Genomic DNA, 19,205 nt, shown 5'->3' on the forward strand with positions numbered 1-19,205 from the left:
GCCGAGTAGTAAGTTATTAAAATGATTAACTGTGTGGATAATCACATACGCTAAAAACAGACAGTAATGCGTAGACTGTCGGTATTGCAAAATTAAGGTAATTTTATGGATATTATAGTTCGCTTCTTTCAAGAAGGTGGTTCCTTTATGTTTCCCATTGCTGTGGTTCTGGCATTAGGAGTCGCTATCGCAATTGAGCGCTACGTGTTTTTAAGCAAGGCAAAAAAAACCAATCAAAAAGCATTCAAGTTAATCGAACCTATGTTGGAATCTGCCAACTATGAAGGCATTTTGAATTTTGGCAAAACGAATAAAGCGCCCATCAGTCGCATCATTGGCGCCGGTATCGCCAGAATGTCGTTGAGCCAACGCCGTGAAGATATTGAATACGCCATGGAAGAGGGCTTGATGGAGACGACGCCGCGTTTAGAGAAGCGCACAGCTTACCTAGCTACATTGGCAAATATATCTACTTTGTTAGGCTTGTTAGGGACTATTATTGGTCTTATCGCTGCATTTTCAGCCGTTGCAACTGCCGATCCATCAGAAAAGGCTAGCTTACTTTCACAAAGTATCTCTGTGGCCATGAATACAACTGCATTTGGCTTGATAGCGGCTATTCCGCTGTTGGCTTGTCATTCTATATTGCAAACTAAAACCACTGAGATTATTGATAGTATGGAAATGGCTGGGGTGAAGTGTTTAAACACCTTGATGGGACGCCAGGCAATTTCTACCCGTTCACGTAACACGGATTAATTCCATATGTTGGGCAGAAAAAAACGTCTGCAAAAGCAGGATGCGGAATTAGATATCACTTCATTTATGAATTTGATGATAGTTTTAGTGCCTGTGTTACTGATGATGATGGTGTTTTCTCGAATCACCGTTTTAGAACTGACGTTACCAGAACTTGGTGAAGCCTCAGAGCAAACTGATTTGGATGAAGAAGACAAACAGTTGGAAATTATCGTGCGTCACTCAGGTCTCGAAGTTTTTTATCCCCAAGGGTATTTAGTTAAATCGATTCCAAACTTGGATCAAGAGTATGATTATGAAGCGCTGCAATATGTGTTAAAACAAATTAAACAAACGCTCAAAAATCAAGAATTGGAAAAGAACCAAGCCACATTGTTGCTAGAACATGACATACCTTATCAGGTCATAGTGGCATTAATGGATACCACCCGTTCATATGAAGACGTCGTAGTGGCATCTGTGGTTCAAGCTGAATTGTTTCCACAAATTTCATTGGGTGATGCGCCACTAGAAGACGTTTCTAACCAATCGAACCAAACCCCATAGCAGAGGATTAGCGATGAAAAAATCAGTACGCGCCTCTCGCATGGAGAGACATCACAAGCGCATGGCACAAACGTCCAAACTAAGTTTGGTATCGTTAATGGATATTTTTACGATTCTGGTATTTTTCTTAATGTTTAATGCATCAGATGTGCAGGTTTTACAAACTGATAAAAGTGTTAAATTGCCAGAATCTACAGCCGATACGGCAGCCCAAGAAACCTTAGTTTTGCTGGTAAATGCCAAGCATATTTTACTGCAAGGTCAAAAAATGGCTGACGTTGCTCAGGTGATGTCACAATCTGATGAGATCATTCCTGCACTCGAAAAAGAGCTAGCCTATCAAAAAAGTCGCACAAAAATTATTGCGGTTGACAGCAGTGAAGAACAAGATCCAAATGAGATTGCTCGAGCGATTACCATAATGGGTGATCAGGCCATTCCTTACAGTTTACTTAAAAAAATAATGCAAACTTGCGCGCAAGCGGGCTATACCAATATATCTCTTGCGGTAGAGCAACAACTACCAGCTGAGGGGGATAAATGAGTTCCCTAAGTCATTATCAGTTTAGAAGCCAGTTGCCCTGGTCTTCTAGTGAGCAGGAAAACAAATTTTTCAGCAAATTAACCATTGGGGTTTTAGCGATTACCTTTATGCTGGCCCTAATCGTTAAATTGCAGCAGTTACCAGAGCAAACCCGAGAAGAAAAGGAGCGGGTTCCGCCCCAGTTGACTAGAATTATCGAGGCTCAAAAAGTTGAACCACCTAAACCTATAGAGCCGCCTAAACCCATTCCGGAAGAGATTCCTGAGGTTAAAAAAGAGCAGCCAAAAGAACCGCCCAAGCCACCAAAGCCAGAAAAAAAGGCAGAAAAACCGAAAGAAAAACCGCAACCTAAAGTCGAGGTGAAAAAACCAACTGACGCAGAATTAGCCAACCAAGCTAGGGAAAAAGCCAGTCAAAGCGGTTTGCTACAATTTACCGATGATTTGAACAGTATGCGTGAGCAAGCCAATATAAATAATTTGGCGGATACCGAAATGATCAAAGGTGCAGGCAAAACTAATGAACAGCAACGTGCTTTTGTGGGCAAAAAAGTGGCAGATAAAAGTGGCGGTTTAAACACCAGCGATTTATCAACTGACGTGGGAGCAAGAGGCCAATTAGCTGGCCGTAAAACCACAGAATTTGATGCCCCCAATGAAGGTTTAGCGTCTCTTGCTGCTAAAGAGCTAGTCACCGAAGATACTGTGCTAGGCAGTCGAGATATTGAATCGATTCGTAAAGGTTTTGATGTCAACAAAGGTGCCTTGTACACCATTTATCGTCGAGCTTTAAGAGATGATCCCAGTTTACAGGGAAAAATTACGGTTAACCTCGAAATCGCCCCTGATGGTTCTGTAACCAAAGTAAAACTGGTATCTAGTGAATTGGACTTTCCAGAGTTGGAAGAAAAGTTACTTAATCGGATTCGATTGATGAACTTTGGTGCTGATCAAGTAACCGCTACGATTTTGGATTACTCCTTAGACTTTTTCCCATTTTAATTCTCAATATCCTGTAGCACGGGCTTTGGCCCGTGGTGACCAATTCAACCAATCCACGGCATAAATGCCGCGCTACTAATGTCTGTAGCACGGGCTTTAGCTCGCGGTAAACAATTCAACCTATCCACGGCATAAATGCCGTGCTGCTAATGTTTGTAGCACGGGTTTTGGCCCGTGGTGACCAATTCAACCAATCCACGGCATAAATGCCGCGCTACTAATGTCTGTAGCACGGGCCTTAGCCCGTGGCGAACATCAAATTCCACAACGCTTTTTTTACCGGCGACAAAATATTGTATCTAATCAGCAATCAACGTAAACTGCGCGCCAGAGCTGGTCAAGACAATCGCCGCTTTGTTACCTTTTAGGTTTTCAAAGGGGAGGAAAGTCCGGGCTCCAACGGGCAGGGTGCCAGATAACGTCTGGGCGGCGTGAGCCGACGACAAGTGCAGCAGAGAGGATACCGCCTAAGCGCGTAAGCGCCGGTAAGGGTGAAAGGGTGCGGTAAGAGCGCACCGGGCCACTGGTAACAGTTGGTTGCAAGGTAAACTCCACCCGGAGCAAGACCAAATAGGGTTCCTTATGGTGCGGCCCGCATCGGAACCGGGTAGGTTGCTTGAGCCAGTGAGCGATTGCTGGCCTAGATGAATGATTGTTAATCTCTTTGAGAAATACAGAACCCGGCTTAATGACCAGCTCTAACTTTTCCCGCTTTATTTGTTTTTCCTTAAATAAACCTTCTAAGTACATAAAAATTATAGAGTTATTAAAATGAATGGGGTAAATTCAGTTAAATGGGTTTATGTCGGCACCTGTATTATTAATTCGCTTTATATTAGGAACGTAAATGAAAGGAACTATTCTCGATTTTCAGCCAGACTCTAAACAAGGTGTGATCTGCGCCGAAAATAAACGTTTTACCTTTAGTATGGATGAATGGAAATACAGTCAGTCGGCTCGTCCTGGACAACATGTTGAATTTAGTGCGCACTTGGGAAAAGCGAAAGAAATCAAGGCACTTTATAAAGCACCAAATGCAATCGTACTAGCATCAGACGCCGAAAATGCAGTTAAACGATCAAAATGTGCAGTGGCGTCTTTACTGTTTGGTATCCTTAGTCTAATTTTCATTAGCTCTTTATTGGCGGTGATCTTTGGTCACATAGCTCGCTCTAAAATACGTCACAGTCATGGTAAATTGATAGGTAACAAAATGGCTCTGTGGGGGTTATGGTTAGGATATATCGGTATCATTATTAATATTATTTTCTTTATTATCCTTGCCGCACAATCAGGTAGTGGATATTGAAAAAGGCAATATTTCGCCATACGACCCTATTGTTGCCGTTTTATCAGGATACATAATTGAGCCATCCAAATAGCTGTCAAACAGTTATTATTATTTAATCTGATTGTGTTTTTATGATTGTTGGCTAACTGTCTGAATTTATTAGATAAATTAAAGATTGTTTAGTTGTTTCTTATTGTGCTCAATACGTCCGAACAGATATTTGTAGTGCCTGTGATGGTTATCACTGTTGGCACACATTCTGCTAATTAATTCGCATAATCATCTGTTTTGAATTGACCATTGATATGCAAGTATATTCCCAACCACTCTCTTTATTTGATTATATTGGTAATCAAACCCAATCGAATCAAGATCTTGAAAATATTGCCCAAGCTAATAAACAAGATATTAAAGGTGGTTTAGCGGTTTTAAACACTGGCTTAGCTAATCAAGATTTTGAAGAAACCTTAAAGTTACTTGAAAAAGGTGAAATCGACTTAGACTTGAATACTGTCGAAAATTATTTTGAGTTTAATCAGAACAGATTAAACAAAGAAATTGAACAGCTATCTGCCCAGTATGACGGCATAAACAGCCTTAAAATTAGCGTTGAGGATGAAAAATTAACCGTTATAGGGGACGGTCCATCGGCAGAATCATTACAACGTTATCTTGATCGCGATAGTCGACTAAACGACTTAGTACAACAAACTTCAAAATTATCGCAATTTGTTGAATGGGGTAAAGCTAAAGAGCAAGCGGCAGTTTATCAGCAAGAAAATATGCCAGAAGAGACACTTATTGATTATTTAAAAGAAGCTAGAGACGTAGTCAACAATGTAAATGAACTCACTGTGACTGCAACAGGTGGGGATTTTGCCTCTCACGGTCATACCGATATACTAACTAAAAAGTATTCTACCTCTGAAAACTAAATACTTTTAAAAACCAGCACTGATATTCATTAATCCGCTTTTCGTTATCTTTGTCATTGAATTTATGTCGATGCGGGCATTTTTGATTTATATTAATGTTTGCGACATTTTATTCGAATAAAATGCTGTTTAGTCTTTAGTCTAATTGTTAATCAATAAAGAAGTAGGGTAGATTGGTTAAAATATATACCTTTATTCATATTGGTTATCCAAAATTCATTCAGAGGTTGATATCAACAAGACCATTATCCCGACAATACTCGATATAGAGGCCAGTGGTTTTGGGAGCCATAGTTATCCAATTGAGGTGGGCGTTGTGACTTATTTGTCTCAGCGCTATTGTCGATTGATACAACCAGAAGCTGATTGGCATCATTGGACACAGGAAGCTGAGGACCTACACGGTATTTCTCGAGATGTATTACTGCAAAAAGGTACTGCTGCATCCCAAGTATGCGAAGATTTGAATAACCTTTTGAGAGGTCAAACCGTTTATTCTGATGGTTGGGTGGTGGACTACCCTTGGCTGATCAAACTTTTTAGTGCTGGTAAACAGCACATGAAATTCAAATTTAGTCCGTTAGAAAATATTCTGTCTGAAAAACAAATGGAACTTTGGCATGATACCCAAGAGAACTTAGTTAAAAGCATGGATTGTCGACGTCACAGGGCCAGTTGTGACGCAGAGTTAGTTCAGAACGTATATATGCAAACTCAGCACGATACTGAACTGACTAACTCTACTTCATTTCATTTTTAATGTTTAGCTGCGTACTCTTCTACTTCACGCCAAACGCGAAGTAAATTTGTTCCGAGTATTTTAGCAATATCAGATTCGCTATAACCCTTATCCAATAGGCCTTGAACTAAGTTTGGATAAGCAGATACATCTTTCAAACCTATGGGCAATGAATCGCCAACACCATCGTAATCTGAACCAATACCAACATGATCAATGCCAACCAATTTGACAACATGGTCGACGTGCTCTACGACCGTATCAACATTGGCATAGGGGAAAGGATTGTTTTTGAAATACTGTTCTTCAAAATTCTCTAACTCAGCACTGTCTGCACCAAACTCCTCTTCAATGGCTTTACGCTTTTCACCCATAGTGATGCGCCAACCTCTGGACACTTGGTCGACAAAGGTAGAACCGAAATTGATCATGACTACACCGCCGTTTTCGGCCAAGGCCACTAACATTTCGTCGGTCATATTACGTTCAAAACCCGGAGTAAAGCGGCGCAAGGATGAATGGGAAGCAATAACTGGCGCTTTACTCAACTCTATTACTTGGTAAAAGGCATCATCTGAGACATGGGAAATATCTATCATAATTCCGATGTTGTTCATTTCGCCAACCAGTTCTTTACCAAATGGGCTCAGGCCTTTCCATTTTTTGCGAAGATCGTATGAAGAATCGGAAATGTGATTGGCTAATGAATGGGCTAAGGTGATATATCGGATACCGCGGTCATAGAAGGTTTTCAGGTTTTCCATGTCTCCTTGCAGCGGTGAACCATTCTCCATACCCATAGGCAAAGAGATTAAGCCTTGAGCAAATTGTTTTTCAACATCAGCTGGTGATTTTGCTATGGCAAACTTATCTGGGGCTCTACCTACGATGGCTTCAACGTAATCAATTAATTTGTGAGCTAAGGCCGTGGATTTTGGGGAGTCATCTAAAGATGCTGGAATATAAATTGACATAAAAGGAGCGTTTAGTCCGCCTGCTTTAGCTCTAGGGTAATCGAAATCCCCAGAATCAGTGGCGACAGTCACATCTTCCCATTTTTGCTGTAGACGATAAGGTACATCAATGTGACCATCGACTAAAATATATTTTTGAGTCAGTTCAGTGGCTTTTTTTGAAGCATGAAATTCACTATCAGACGCAGTGACACAACCGCTCAATGCCAACGCTATACAAATCCATAAACTCTTTTTCATACTATCTGTTCCTTATTATTTTACGATTAGACGATTGTTCTAAAGACGCGCTGTTTCAAAAGCGTGTGGTTATAAATTTTTGTGCTTCTTTTAACGCTGTAGCACGGTTATTTGGATTTACTTAAATGTCTGCAGCTTTAGTTGTTTCCGTCCAAGGCTAGTTAAACCCCAAGCAACTTCATTGCTTGATTTACCTTATCAATACAGCAAATCACGTTAACTGTACGCAATGTATCAGTGTGACTAACAAAGTGATGGAAAAGTTGAGTGTTAAAGCCTGATTAACTTAAGCCTCACCGAGGTATCTAAAGCTGCGACAAACTATCCCGTATTTTTTAGTTGAAAACAAGGTGATAGGCTAAGCAAGACCTGAGGATTGTTAAATATAGTTTCCAACTTTGGTCTTTTATCGCCTACCATTGTACTGAATATGCTCAACGGTTTACTCATAAACCTGTCCGCGGGGGAAAATTGAATTAATGAATATTATTTATATGGCTCGAAACCATGAACTTACGTAAAAGTAATATTGCAAAACTTCCGCAAGATACTTTCGACGTGCTTATTGTGGGAGGCGGGATCAATGGCGCAGTGTCAGCAGCGGCGTTGTCGGCCAAAGGAGCCAAAGTTGCGTTAATCGATAAAGGTGACTTTGCTGGTTCCACGAGTTCAAATTCATCCAATCTTGCTTGGGGGGGGATTAAGTATCTTGAGAGCTTTGAATTTGGATTGGTTAATAAACTATGTAAAAGCCGCAATCATTTAATGAGGCATTATCCATCCACAGTTCAAGAGATTCGTTTTTTCACCAGCATTCAACGGGGATTTCGTTTCTCACCTGCATTCATTTATATGGGAACCCTTTTATATTGGCTGATGGGGCGCTTTTTCACAAAAATGCCTAAATATTTGTCCTGTGAAAAGATCAAACAAATGGAAAGTATTATCAATACCGAGCATATATCAGGCGGATTTGAATACTCAGATGCTTATTTACATGATAATGATGCGAGGTTTGTGTTCAATTTCGTTCGCTCTAGCATGAGTTATGGGTGCATTGCCGCCAACTATGTAGGGCTAGAACATTCCCGCAAAGTCGACGGATTATGGTTAAGTGAAGTGACCGATCAGATCAGTGGCGAAAAGATAGAAATTCGCTCGAAGGCTATTATTAACGCAACAGGCCCTTTTGTTGACCAAATAAATCAAATGAATAAACAAACAACGGAGCACCACCATGTATTTTCCAAAGGTGTGCACCTAATCGTCGACAAAATCACTGACAGTCATAAAGTGCTGACGTTTTTTGCTGATGATGGCCGATTGTTTTTTGTGATCCCCATGGGACCCAAAACCTGTATTGGCACCACTGATACACAAGTTCCCAGTCCGAATACGCAAGTCTCTGAGCAAGATAGAGAATTTATCTTGTCGAACGTTAATAAACTATTGGCCCTAGCTAAACCGCTGACTAAAAATGACATCATCGCAGAACGATGTGGAGTAAGACCTTTGGCTATCAAAGGAAGCGGAGGGAAAGCCGATTGGGTTAAATTGTCCCGTAAACACGCAATTGATGTTGATAAAGACAATCACTATTTATCTATATTTGGTGGTAAGTTGACAGATTGCCTTAACGTCGGTGATGAAGTCTGTGAGTTTATAGAGTCCTTTAATATTCCATTAGCTTACAAAGATTATAAATGGTACGGCGAACCTGGAGAGGCCGTAAAACGCGAGTTTTTCCATCGGGCTAAGCTGATGGGGTTCGATGAGCTTACACCTGCAAGTTCCTCCGAGCCTCTGTCTCAACGTTTTTGGAGGAGGTACGGACGTAACGCGATTAATATGCTGGAAAGCATTCGTGAAAATCCTGCTATGGGTAAGCTATTAATTGAAAACAGCGAGTATCTGCGGGTTGAAGTTGAACATGCCGCTAATCGAGAGATGATAACAACCTTAGATGATTTTTTGCGGCGGCGCTCAAAAATAGCCTTAGTTGTCTCCCAGCAAGATATCTTGCAAGCCCCAGGGCTAAAAGAAGCATGTGAAATTCTGTTTGGCGATGAGGCTGAGGCTAAATTGGCAGAATATATTGCCACAGTCGTTAATTCTGCATAATTTTGCTGGTATGCACAATTTTTAACAAACTATTTCTAATTTAAGCTTTTTGGGTGGTGACTTCCCAGCCCAAATAAAACATACTTGCACACTTTCTGGCACAAACTGACTTATATTTTACAGCGCTCAGGCAGTGCAAAGAGCAAGTAAAGTGTTTGAAAGTGATTTTAATCTCCGTCGTGTTTTCCCCACGGAGCATCATTTAAAAGAGAACAAGAAGTAATGAAAACGAATTATATTCCACTGGATAAAAATAAACATAGCGCGCTAAAAGTAAAGACGCAGCATAACTTTGAATTTGCCAAAGAGACTCATTTAGCATCAGCTTCCTTACGTGAGTTCGCTCAAATTGCCAGTTGTATGCCTATTGCCTTTATTAAGGATCAACCTTCAGGTAATTTCCATTCAATTGCTATGTTAGGTTTGGAGCAAGGTACTAATTTATATTTCAAAGATGACAAATGGTTAGGTCATGTTATGCCTTTGAATATTCAACGCTATCCTTTTGATGTGCGCCCTGACGGTGACAAATTAGGCGTTTACATCGACGAAAACAGTGTTCTGGTTGGTGAAGAAGAAGGCGAAAGCTTGTTCACAGCAGAAGGCGAACCAACAGATTATTTGAAAAATCGTCAAGACCTTCTGGGTGAAATTACCAATAGTGAATTGGCAACTCAGCGTTTTGTTAAAAAGATCGTTGAATTAGATTTGCTTGATGCTGTGCAATTAAATGTTCAATATGCTAGTGGCGAAAAGCGTGCTGTTACCGGTATTTTCACGATCAATGAAAAACGTCTGAATGAGTTATCTGACGAAATTATTATTGAATTGAAAAACAGCGGTTTTCTTGGAGCTATCTACACGGCAATGTTATCACTCACTCAACTAAACCGTTTAGCCCAATTGTCAGTGAACACCGACAAGCCAATTCGCGCAATTCAAATAAGTTTAGTTGACGATGCTAAAAAAGAGACAGTTAAAGAAGAAGCGCCAAGCGCGTAAAACGTTATCACGTTTTTGATATAGCTAAACAAAAGCCAACAGTACAATTACTGTTGGCTTTTTTGTTTAACTTGGTAACTTGTCCGCGAGACGAAAGGTGTATTGGCTAGCAAAGTCGCACTTGGGAAAGTCGCTTGATTGGGGCTGTTCGGATAGAATTGGGATTCAATACAAAAGCCATGATAGGCAGCGTATTTAGTGTTATTTTTTCCTAGGGTATTCTCACCTAAAAAATTGCCAGTATAAATTTGTGCCCCCGGCATGGTCGTTTCCGTCACTAATGTTCGGCCAGATTTTGGCTCAGTCACTTGTGCGACCAATTGCAGTTTTTGTTGATCTTGTGAGAATCCATCCACACACCAATTGTGGTCAAGACCACTGGCCGCTTTGATTTCTTCATCTTGCTGTTTAATCGCTTTACCAAAAGGAGTTGGCTGACGTAAATCAAAAGCCGTATTATCGACTGATTTAATTTCTCCGGTTGGAATCGCATTTTCATCTGCTGGCGTGTAAAAATTGGCAGATAGGGTAATTTGTTGATCAAAAATACTCCCTGAGTCATGTCCAGCTAAATTAAAATAACTATGTTGAGTGGGGTTGAATACAGTATCTTGATTACAAAGCCCACGGTATTCAATGGTTAATCGGTCTTCTTGATCGAGTGTGAAAATAACATCTACAGTGAGGGTTCCAGGAAAGCCTTGATCACCATCTTCACTTATTAAGCTCAAGGTAATACTTGGATCTGGACGCTCAAGCAAATTACTAACTGACCAAATTCGATTATGGAATCCGTCAACCCCACCGTGCAGGCAATTACCTTGTAAATTTGTGCTGACCGAGTATTGCTTTTCAGCTATTTTAAATAGCCCTTTTTCGATTCGATTTGCATAGCGACCTACTGTTCTGCCTAAATAACTTTGATCAGATAAATAGTCATCCACACTATCAAAGCCTAAAACAATATCTACGTTGGGATCGGTAGCTAATGTCCACGATCGAATAATTGCTCCTAAGGTCAATATTTCAACTGACATACCGTTTTTGTTGGTCAAAATGTAACTATCTACTACTTGGCCATCGGGCATTTTTCCAAATTGATTTGTATCGATCATACTTCATCTCTCCCTGCTTAGGTTGGTTGATCAACGGCTTGCCTCAGTTAGCCAATCACTATTCTATTGGGACACGAAATTCTCAATAAACTGCGTAATACTGAGTATCTTAATATAAGTTGACGCCTAGCTTATTATAAAAAAAACTATCCTCATGATTATTTTGCGTTTTTTAGAATAAGAAGGAAATTTCAAGTAAGATTTTTTAGCTTATTTTAAATCTAATGGATCCTCGATTTTCACTGTACATAAAAACAGCTTTGAAGGCTTTCTTTATATATATCAGCCGCTTTCGTCTAGCCCTTAGTTTAATTGGTATTCGCGGCTTCTCTTTAACCCGTTTTTTGTCCTTGACAATGGGGTTAGTGGAAACCTAAACTCTCATTTGTGGGTAATTGTGGCAGAAAGTGGATCAAAGTGATCTTAATGTGTTGCAAACTGATGCTAAAAAAATAATAAAAGCAAACTAATAACAAAGGCTAGGGGATATGTTCCGCGGCGCTAACGCAATCAATCTAGACGTAAAAGGCAGGGTGGCGATACCTACACGGTATCGGCAGTTGTTGCTAGATGATTGTCAGGGACAACTGGTTTGCACAATCGATACACAGCAAAGCTGTCTGCTACTTTACCCACTTCCTGAATGGGAAGAGATTGAGCTTAAACTTAGTAAACTTTCTAGCATGATACCTCAAGAACGCCGCTTACAGCGACTTCTTTTGGGTTACGCGATGGAAGGCGAAATGGACAAGAATGGTCGCTTTCTCTTGTCGGCTCCACTTCGTCAACACGCCAACTTGGGCAAAGAAATTATGCTAGTAGGACAACTTAATCGCTTCGAAATTTGGGATGCGCAAATATGGCAGCAACAGGTTCATCAGGATATTGAAACTGAAAAAGGTGGCGAATTTGAATTGACTGAGCGTTTACAGGACTTCTCACTTTGATTACTGAAAACCAATCGTCACAAACTTTGCACCGCTCAGTGTTGCTGGATGAATCCATTGAGGGGTTGGATATCAAGCCCGATGGCATTTATATGGATGCCACTTTTGGACGTGGTGGTCACACTGAAAAAGTGTTGCAGAAGTTGTCGGCCAATGGACGCTTGATTGCACTTGACCGTGACCCTTACGCGATTGAAGCGGCAAAACGTTTTGCCGATGACAGCCGTTTTTGTATTGAACATGTGGCATTTTCGAATATCGAAGAGGTGGCACTCAAACATCAGGTATTGGGCAAAGTCGACGGTATATTGATGGATCTTGGGGTGTCTTCGCCGCAGTTAGATGACGCGCAACGAGGTTTTAGTTTTATGCGCGAAGGTCCATTAGATATGCGCATGGACACCAGCAAAGGTATTAGTGCAGCTCAATGGCTGGCAAAAGCCGAAGAAGATGACATTACTCAGGTTATCAAAGAGTTTGGTGAAGAAAAATTTGGTAAACGAATTGCTCATGCAATTGTCAATAGCCGTGATGAATTTCCGTTAACGACAACATTGCAATTAGCAAAGTTAGTCGATGAAGCGGTGCCGGTTAAAGATAAATATAAACATCCTGCGACCCGTACTTTTCAGGCAATTCGTATTTATATTAATAGCGAATTAGATGAAGTTCGGGACGGGCTTAAAGGTGCATTAGCGTGCCTTTCTTCTGGAGGACGACTGGCAGTGATCAGTTTTCATTCGTTAGAAGATCGATTGGTAAAACGCTTTATGCGCGAACAAAGTCGCGGCATGCAGGTTCCAGCCCGTATGGCAATTACGCAGGCACAAATAGATGCAACACGGGCAATGAAATTAATAGGCAAGGCGACTAAGCCCAGCGAGTATGAAATTAAAGTGAATGCGAGGTCGCGAAGTTCGGTGTTAAGGGTGGCTCAGAAGCTGTGACAGAGACTAGGACCAACTTCAATTTGGTCAACTTAATCTTCACCGAGCTAGCCCGTCATCCGATACGGGTTTTGTTGTTTTTAATGGTATTGATAAGTGCGTTCGCAGTGATCATGAGTGCGCACCATAATCGGCAGATGTCGATTGCTTTAGAGCAGTTGATGCAAGAACAAGATCAATTAGATATCCAGTGGCGTCATCTTATTTTAGAACAGGGTGCACTAACGGATCATAACCGCATTGAAGTGGCGATGAAAAAGCAACTTAATATGCACAGACCAAGTCCAGAAAATGAAATTGTGGTGCGCTTGAAATGACGAAGGCTAGGACTAAACAAGCTAAGAAAAACATTGCTCCAAGTATGGTGCAATGGCGTTTCATAGTGGTTGTTGGTGCCATATTAGCCGTGTTTGCAGTGTTAACTGTCAGAGCCGCTTATATTCAGGTAATTAATCCTGATCAACTAATTGAAGAAGGCGATAACCGTACGCTTCGAGTACGGAATAATGAAGTTTATCGTGGCTTGATCACTGACAGAAACGGTGAGCAATTAGCGGTAAGTGTGCCTGCAAAAGCGGTATGGGCACATCCACCTACAGTCACAGATCCAGAAAAAGGCGCACTAGCTGACACTCGCAGATGGCAAGCACTTGCAGAGGTGTTGGGTCAGGATGTGGATAAGTTGATTAAAAAAGCCAGCAACGAAAATAGCAAATTTGTTTATTTGCAACGCCAAGTGTCTCCGGCAATGGCAACGTTTGTGAAGAAGCTAAATATTCCCGGCGTATACCTTGTCAACGAATCTCGCCGTTATTATCCAGCGGGCGAAGCTTCTGCTCATGTGGTCGGTTTCACCAATGTGGATGATCAGGGAATTGAGGGGATTGAGAAGTTATATGATGAATACCTTTCGGCAACCCCAGACTCCAGAACGATCCGTCGCGATGCTAAAGGCCGTCAAGTTGAAATTCTTGAACAAGAAGAAGGAAAAGATCCCCAAGATATCCAACTTACTATTGATCAACGGATTCAAGCGCTTGCATATCGTGAATTAAAATCAGCAGTGCATTTTTATCGTGCTACATCTGGCTCTGTGGTGGTTGCGGATGTAAACACCGGTGAAATATTAGCGATGGTAAATAGTCCATCTTTCAATCCAAATAATCGCCAAGGTGTATCCCCTCGAAAAATTCGAAACAGAGCCATTACCGATACCTTTGAGCCAGGTTCCTCAGTTAAACCTTTGGCTGTAGTGAGCGCCTTAGAGTTTGGTTCTGCTGATACTGAGACGATTATAGATACCTCTCCAGGCTGGCGACGTCTTGGCGGAAGTATTGTTCGTGATTCCCGTAATTATGGCAAATTGACGTTGCAGCAAATCATTCAAAAATCCAGCAATATCGGTACATCCAAGCTGGCTTTATCGGTGCCTAAAGAGTTCCTGCTAGATACTTATTACAACATGGGATTGATGAGTGAAACGGGAACTAATTTAATTGGTGAACAGGGGGGTCTTTTCAACGAACAGCGGAGATGGTCAAAATTTGAATTGTCTACGTTGTCGTTCGGTTATGGATTATCTGTTACCACTATGCAATTAGCCCGGATGTACTCCATCTTAGGTAACGGCGGCATTAAGCAGCCACTAAGTATTGTCATGTCAGATGAACAGAAAATGACAGAAAGAGTCATTAGTGAAGAGAATGCCCATCGTGTATTAATCATGATGGAGAGTGTACTTGAAGACGGCGGCTCTGGTCGCAAGGCTCGAGTACCTGGATATCGCGTTGCAGGTAAAACAGGCACAAGCCGCAAAGCCATTAAAGGCGGATACGGTGAGCAATATGTGAATATTTTTGCTGGTGTAGCGCCTGTATCGGATCCACAACTGGCCGTGGTTGTGCTAATTAACGAGCCGAAAGGTGATTTGTATTATGGCGGCGACACTGCTGCCCCTGTTTTTAGCACTATTATGGCAAATACATTGCAATTGTTGAATGTGCCGCCCGATGCCAAAAACGTCTCCTCAATCGCTAAACGAGGAGAGCAATAATGCAGCAGTTTCAGGCAATTAATAATATTAAAGCGGTACTCGCTAAATTTCAGATTGATGCACCCGATGTACAAGTCAGCGAGCTAGTATTAGACAGTCGTGAAGTGGCGGTTCACAGTGTTTTTGTGGCAATAAAGGGACATCAATTAGACGGACGAGATTTTATCCCGCAGGCAATTAGCCTTGGTGCAAAACTGATACTGCAAGAAGTTGAGCAACCGCAACTTCATGGCGAAATTGAAATGCGCGAGCAAAGTGTTTTGATTTCGTTTTATCAGTTAGGTCAAAAGCTATCTTTGCTAGCCGCCGCATTTTATGGTTCACCGGCTCAATACTTAGATGTGATTGGCGTAACGGGCACAAACGGTAAAACTTCGGTTGTACAATTAATCAGTCAATTGCGTTTCTTATGTGGCGACGTATCAGCTTCGATTGGTACTTTGGGCGCGGGATTGTACAGCGTAGACAACTATCAATTAGAAAAAACCCTTAACACCACGCCAGATGCCTGCCAGGTACAAAAATTATTGGCTAAGTATGTGGGTTTGGGTGCCAAACAAGTTGCCTTAGAAGCGTCCTCTCATGCATTAGTTCAAGATCGCATTCAAGGGCTTAAAATGGACGTGGCGGTGTTTACTAATTTGACTCGTGACCACTTGGACTATCACGGGGACATGAACGAATATGCCAAGGCAAAACGCCAATTACTTAATCAGCCAGAACTGAAAAATCTGGTGTTAAATGCAGATGATCCAGAAACCGCTAATTGGATTAGTGCTGCTTCAAAACAACAAAAAATCACGTTGTTTTCGACCCAATTGAGTGCCGAAAATGTGGCCGATACACAGCAATATTGTTTCGCCAGTAATATTCAATACGATCAACGCGGATTGTCTTTTCAATTGAATTCATCATGGGGAAATGCGGACATCCATTGTGGTCTATTAGGTAAGTTCAATGTAGCCAATTTACTGGCCGCAATCGCTAGCCTTCTAGTCTTAGGCTTATCGCTGCCAAAATTAGCGAAGTTGTGTAAAAAATTAAAACCCGTCGCTGGACGGATGGAGTTATTTGAACACCCTAAGGCTGGCAATCTCATCGTCGACTTCGCACATACTCCAGATGCGTTAGAGCAGGCCTTGAAATCAGCGAGAGTACATAGTCAAAAGCAACTTATTTGTGTGTTTGGATGTGGTGGCGACAGAGATAAAGGTAAACGCCCATTAATGGCAGCGGCAGCCGAGCAATATAGTGATCAAATTATTATCACCTCAGACAATAGTCGCTCTGAACCTTCTTCCTCAATTGTTGCCGATATACTTGCCGGAATAACGGACCAAAGCAAAGTCAAAGTAGAAACGGATCGTAAAAAAGCGATTCAATTAGCTATAGCGCAGAGTCAGAAAGGCGATCTGATTGTGGTTGCTGGCAAAGGACATGAAACAGAACAAGTCATCGGCCAACAGAGTCTGCCATACGATGAACGAAACTACGTTAACACTCTGTGTGTGGGGGAAATGTAATGATTGAAGTATCTCTTGATTGGATAGCACAACAAACAAGCGGACAGCTGGTTGGAGATAACGCAAATGTGTCTGGCGTAAGCACAGACACAAGAAGTTTAGTGCAAGGGGATGTTTTCATTGCTTTGGTCGGCCCTAATTTTGATGGTCACAAATTTATTGATGAAGCAGCCAAAAATGGTGCGGCAGCGTTTATCGTGTCACAAAATATCGACACCCATTTACCCTATATTTTAGTCGAAGACAGCAAACTTGCTTTAGGCGCATTGAGCGCTGCGGTAAAACAAAAAGTTGCACCCAAAACTGTGGGAATTACCGGTAGTAGCGGCAAAACAACCGTGAAAGAAATGGTTGCCGGAATTTTGTCTCGGATCGGAAACGTATTGGCCACCAACGGAAACTTCAACAACGATATTGGCGTGCCTCTGACATTATTAAGATTGCAACAGAATCACGATTTTGCAGTAATCGAAATGGGTGCTAATCACTTAGGTGAGATTGCCTATACCACTAATTTAGTGAAGCCCGACGTGGCGACAATCGTCAATGCAGCTGCGGCTCACCTAGAGGGTTTTGGTAGTTTACTGGGCGTTGCCCGTGCTAAAAGTGAAATTTTTAGAGGGTTGAGTAGTAAAGGTACAGCAATCATTAATCGAGATAGCCAATTTAGCGATTTTTGGACTGGTAAGTTGAAAGAGTGCCATATTCAAGGTTTTTCAGTAAGCCAAGAAACCGACTTTTATGCACAGGATGTCACTTTGGGCATCGATGGTTGCGCGCAATTTATGTTGTGTACACCTAAAGGCAAGATTCATCTTACCTTAGCATTACCCGGAATTCACAATGTTGGCAATGCGCTAGTGGCAGCTGGATTGGCCATGAATGTTGGCGCCAATTTAGAAGATATTAAATTTGGTTTGCAAAATATGCAGCAAGTCAGTGGTCGACTGCAAGTCAAACAATTAACTAACCAAGTTAAAATTCTAGATGATACCTACAACGCAAATGTGGCATCGGTAAATGCAGCAATTGATTTACTTAGTAGTTTCAGCGGTTACCGTATTTTGATCTTGGGTGACATGGGAGAATTAGGTGAAAAAGCTCGTTATTACCACGAACTTGTTGGCGAATATGCTAATCAAAAAGGCATCGATAATTTAGTTACCTTAGGGGTTTTGAGTCAGGCTGCAAGTGATGTATTTGGCGGTAAACATTTCAGTGATATTAATTTGTTAGTTGAACATATTAGTGCTTCTTTAGCGTCTGAGCAGCGAGATATTACCATTTTAGTAAAAGGCTCCAGAAGTGCCCGAATGGAAAGAGTCGTTAAAGCATTGGAGGAATCTCCTGTGGGAAAGTTTGAAAGAGTTAGGGAGCGAATTGCATGCTAATTTGGTTGGCTGAGTGGTTGCAGCAATATGATTCTGGGTTCAACGTATTCTCATACCTTACGTTGCGCGCAATCCTTAGCACACTTACCGCGTTATTGATGGCCGTATTAATTGGACCAAGCATGATTCGCTGGTTGCAAACGATGCAAATCGGTCAAACGGTGCGTGATGATGGGCCGCAAAGCCATTTGTCTAAATCCGGCACACCTACTATGGGTGGTTTGTTAATTTTAGCTGCAATTCTAACGAGTGCGTTGTTATGGGCAGACTTGAGCAACCGCTATGTTTGGGTTGTATTGTCGATTGTCGTCGGTTACGGGCTAATTGGATTTGTCGATGACTACCGCAAAGTAGTGCGTAAAGATCCCAAAGGTCTGATTGCCAAATGGAAGTACTTTTGGCAGTCAATTATTGCCATCGCGGTAGCGGTTTACTTATACGCAAATAGTCAAGATCCTGCCGAGACAGCTCTGCTAGTGCCTTTTTTCAAAGAAGTCATGCCGCAGCTTGGTATGTTTTTTATGGTAGTGGTGTATTTCACTGTGGTAGGCACCAGTAATGCGGTAAATCTTACCGACGGCCTAGATGGATTAGCAATAGTACCCACTATTTTGGTTGCAGGCGCGCTCGCTATTTTTGCTTATACCACCGGCAATATTAACTTTTCAGCGTACTTAAATATTCCCTATATTCCAGAAACCAGTGAATTAGTGATTGTTTGTACCGCGATTGTTGGCGCAGGTTTAGGGTTTTTATGGTTTAACACCTACCCAGCCCAGGTGTTTATGGGAGATGTAGGCTCATTGGCGTTAGGCGGTACTTTGGGAATTATGGCGGTACTTGTTCGCCAAGAAATAGTGTTGATTATTATGGGTGGTGTATTTGTCGTTGAAACCTTGTCGGTGATATTGCAAGTGGGGTCCTTTAAATTACGTGGCAAACGCATATTTAGAATGGCACCTATACATCATCATTTTGAACTTAAAGGTTGGCCAGAACCAAGAGTCATCGTTAGGTTTTGGATTATTTCATTGATTTTAGTGCTAATCGGTTTAGCCACATTGAAGTTGAGATAAA

At 41.6% G+C, this 19,205-nt stretch carries 18 protein-coding genes and 1 other RNA gene; 17 read left to right on the plus strand and 2 right to left on the minus strand.

The features are described from left to right. Positions 1 to 105: 105 nt before the first annotated feature. From VUI23_RS03940 to VUI23_RS03975, 8 genes are all read left to right on the plus strand, one after another. The gene (locus tag VUI23_RS03940) at positions 106 to 759 is read left to right on the plus strand and encodes a MotA/TolQ/ExbB proton channel family protein (RefSeq protein WP_216047536.1); all 654 of its coding nucleotides are present in this window, start codon (positions 106 to 108) and stop codon (positions 757 to 759) included. A 6-nt stretch (positions 760 to 765) separates the two neighbouring features. Further along, the gene (locus VUI23_RS03945) at positions 766 to 1,305 is read left to right on the plus strand and encodes a biopolymer transporter ExbD (protein ID WP_216047535.1); all 540 of its coding nucleotides are present in this window, start codon (positions 766 to 768) and stop codon (positions 1,303 to 1,305) included. A 13-nt stretch (positions 1,306 to 1,318) separates the two neighbouring features. Next, entirely contained in the window at positions 1,319 to 1,849 is a 531-nt protein-coding gene (locus VUI23_RS03950; RefSeq protein ID WP_342806928.1) for a biopolymer transporter ExbD, read from the plus strand. Then, positions 1,846 to 2,850, plus strand: a complete 1,005-nt coding sequence (locus VUI23_RS03955; protein WP_216047533.1) for an AgmX/PglI C-terminal domain-containing protein — start codon at positions 1,846 to 1,848, stop codon at positions 2,848 to 2,850. Before VUI23_RS03950 ends, VUI23_RS03955 begins: the two co-directional genes overlap by 4 nt. Before the next feature lie 329 nt (positions 2,851 to 3,179). Further along, an RNA gene (gene rnpB, locus VUI23_RS03960) (RNase P RNA component class A) lies at positions 3,180 to 3,554 on the plus strand. A gap of 143 nt (positions 3,555 to 3,697) precedes the next feature. Further along, the gene (locus VUI23_RS03965) at positions 3,698 to 4,159 is read left to right on the plus strand and encodes a DUF4190 domain-containing protein (RefSeq protein ID WP_342806930.1); all 462 of its coding nucleotides are present in this window, start codon (positions 3,698 to 3,700) and stop codon (positions 4,157 to 4,159) included. Positions 4,160 to 4,446: 287 nt separating this feature from the next. Next, complete coding sequence (locus VUI23_RS03970; protein ID WP_342806932.1) at positions 4,447 to 5,076, plus strand: hypothetical protein; 630 nt, start codon at positions 4,447 to 4,449, stop codon at positions 5,074 to 5,076. A gap of 307 nt (positions 5,077 to 5,383) precedes the next feature. Further along, positions 5,384 to 5,836, plus strand: a complete 453-nt coding sequence (locus VUI23_RS03975; RefSeq protein ID WP_303500500.1) for a hypothetical protein — start codon at positions 5,384 to 5,386, stop codon at positions 5,834 to 5,836. Here the strand turns inward: VUI23_RS03975 and VUI23_RS03980 are convergent. Further along, on the minus strand, positions 5,833 to 7,029 hold the full coding sequence (locus tag VUI23_RS03980; protein WP_216046950.1) for a dipeptidase: 1,197 nt from the start codon (positions 7,027 to 7,029) through the stop codon (positions 5,833 to 5,835). The two genes, VUI23_RS03975 and VUI23_RS03980, sit on opposite strands and share 4 nt — an antisense overlap. Positions 7,030 to 7,536: 507 nt before the next feature. On the opposite strand from VUI23_RS03980, the gene VUI23_RS03985 reads away from it, so the two are divergent. After that, positions 7,537 to 9,150: a glycerol-3-phosphate dehydrogenase/oxidase gene (locus VUI23_RS03985; protein ID WP_342806934.1), complete on the plus strand. Its 1,614-nt coding sequence runs from the start codon at positions 7,537 to 7,539 to the stop codon at positions 9,148 to 9,150. A 222-nt stretch (positions 9,151 to 9,372) separates the two neighbouring features. Further along, entirely contained in the window at positions 9,373 to 10,152 is a 780-nt protein-coding gene (locus VUI23_RS03990; RefSeq protein WP_342806936.1) for a SapC family protein, read from the plus strand. Between the two features lie 47 nt (positions 10,153 to 10,199). Here VUI23_RS03990 and VUI23_RS03995 read toward each other — a convergent pair whose 3' ends face one another. Then, positions 10,200 to 11,267, minus strand: coding sequence for an aldose epimerase family protein (locus tag VUI23_RS03995; RefSeq protein ID WP_342806938.1), 1,068 nt, complete (start codon positions 11,265 to 11,267; stop codon positions 10,200 to 10,202). Positions 11,268 to 11,755: 488 nt separating this feature from the next. Here VUI23_RS03995 and mraZ point away from each other — a divergent pair, with 488 nt between their 5' ends. From mraZ to mraY, 7 genes are read left to right on the plus strand one after another with little or no spacing between them, the layout of a single operon-like run. Then, on the plus strand, positions 11,756 to 12,214 hold the full coding sequence (gene mraZ, locus VUI23_RS04000; RefSeq protein WP_216046946.1) for a division/cell wall cluster transcriptional repressor MraZ: 459 nt from the start codon (positions 11,756 to 11,758) through the stop codon (positions 12,212 to 12,214). Beyond that, a complete protein-coding gene (gene rsmH / locus VUI23_RS04005; RefSeq protein WP_216046945.1) occupies positions 12,211 to 13,161 on the plus strand; it encodes a 16S rRNA (cytosine(1402)-N(4))-methyltransferase RsmH in 951 nt (316 codons plus the stop codon). Before mraZ ends, rsmH begins: the two co-directional genes overlap by 4 nt. Next, positions 13,158 to 13,478 carry a cell division protein FtsL gene (gene ftsL / locus VUI23_RS04010; RefSeq protein WP_216046944.1) on the plus strand — a complete coding sequence of 107 codons (321 nt, stop codon included), beginning with the start codon at positions 13,158 to 13,160 and terminating at the stop codon, positions 13,476 to 13,478. Before rsmH ends, ftsL begins: the two co-directional genes overlap by 4 nt. Beyond that, positions 13,475 to 15,214, plus strand: coding sequence for a penicillin-binding transpeptidase domain-containing protein (locus VUI23_RS04015; protein WP_216046943.1), 1,740 nt, complete (start codon positions 13,475 to 13,477; stop codon positions 15,212 to 15,214). The genes ftsL and VUI23_RS04015 overlap by 4 nt, the downstream gene beginning before the upstream one ends. Next, positions 15,214 to 16,737, plus strand: a complete 1,524-nt coding sequence (gene murE, locus VUI23_RS04020; RefSeq protein WP_342806940.1) for a UDP-N-acetylmuramoyl-L-alanyl-D-glutamate--2,6-diaminopimelate ligase — start codon at positions 15,214 to 15,216, stop codon at positions 16,735 to 16,737. The genes VUI23_RS04015 and murE overlap by 1 nt, the downstream gene beginning before the upstream one ends. Continuing rightward, positions 16,737 to 18,128, plus strand: a complete 1,392-nt coding sequence (gene murF / locus VUI23_RS04025; protein WP_342806942.1) for a UDP-N-acetylmuramoyl-tripeptide--D-alanyl-D-alanine ligase — start codon at positions 16,737 to 16,739, stop codon at positions 18,126 to 18,128. The genes murE and murF overlap by 1 nt, the downstream gene beginning before the upstream one ends. Further along, positions 18,122 to 19,204, plus strand: a complete 1,083-nt coding sequence (mraY, locus tag VUI23_RS04030) for a phospho-N-acetylmuramoyl-pentapeptide-transferase (RefSeq protein WP_216046940.1) — start codon at positions 18,122 to 18,124, stop codon at positions 19,202 to 19,204. The genes murF and mraY overlap by 7 nt, the downstream gene beginning before the upstream one ends. The last annotated feature ends 1 nt before the right edge of the window (position 19,205 follow it).

The sequence above is a fragment of the Alteromonas sp. M12 genome (assembly GCF_037478005.1).
GTDB classification, from domain to species: domain Bacteria; phylum Pseudomonadota; class Gammaproteobacteria; order Enterobacterales; family Alteromonadaceae; genus Aliiglaciecola; species Aliiglaciecola lipolytica_A.

Bases quoted from the DNA above. Each gene is read 5' to 3' on its own strand.
- VUI23_RS03965 (WP_342806930.1), top strand. From the start codon at position 3,698: ATGAAAGGAACTATTCTCGATTTTCAGCCAGACTCTAAACAAGGTGTG.
- VUI23_RS03955 (WP_216047533.1), top strand. From the start codon at position 1,846: ATGAGTTCCCTAAGTCATTATCAGTTTAGAAGCCAGTTGCCCTGGTCT.
- VUI23_RS03985 (WP_342806934.1), top strand. From the start codon at position 7,537: ATGAACTTACGTAAAAGTAATATTGCAAAACTTCCGCAAGATACTTTC.
- VUI23_RS03950 (WP_342806928.1), top strand. From the start codon at position 1,319: ATGAAAAAATCAGTACGCGCCTCTCGCATGGAGAGACATCACAAGCGC.
- murE (WP_342806940.1), top strand. From the start codon at position 15,214: ATGCAGCAGTTTCAGGCAATTAATAATATTAAAGCGGTACTCGCTAAA.
- mraY (WP_216046940.1), top strand. From the start codon at position 18,122: ATGCTAATTTGGTTGGCTGAGTGGTTGCAGCAATATGATTCTGGGTTC.
- murF (WP_342806942.1), top strand. From the start codon at position 16,737: ATGATTGAAGTATCTCTTGATTGGATAGCACAACAAACAAGCGGACAG.
- VUI23_RS04015 (WP_216046943.1), top strand. From the start codon at position 13,475: ATGACGAAGGCTAGGACTAAACAAGCTAAGAAAAACATTGCTCCAAGT.
- VUI23_RS03995 (WP_342806938.1), bottom strand. From the start codon at position 11,267: ATGATCGATACAAATCAATTTGGAAAAATGCCCGATGGCCAAGTAGTA.
- VUI23_RS03990 (WP_342806936.1), top strand. From the start codon at position 9,373: ATGAAAACGAATTATATTCCACTGGATAAAAATAAACATAGCGCGCTA.
- VUI23_RS03940 (WP_216047536.1), top strand. From the start codon at position 106: ATGGATATTATAGTTCGCTTCTTTCAAGAAGGTGGTTCCTTTATGTTT.
- VUI23_RS03945 (WP_216047535.1), top strand. From the start codon at position 766: ATGTTGGGCAGAAAAAAACGTCTGCAAAAGCAGGATGCGGAATTAGAT.
- mraZ (WP_216046946.1), top strand. From the start codon at position 11,756: ATGTTCCGCGGCGCTAACGCAATCAATCTAGACGTAAAAGGCAGGGTG.
- VUI23_RS03970 (WP_342806932.1), top strand. From the start codon at position 4,447: ATGCAAGTATATTCCCAACCACTCTCTTTATTTGATTATATTGGTAAT.
- VUI23_RS03980 (WP_216046950.1), bottom strand. From the start codon at position 7,029: ATGAAAAAGAGTTTATGGATTTGTATAGCGTTGGCATTGAGCGGTTGT.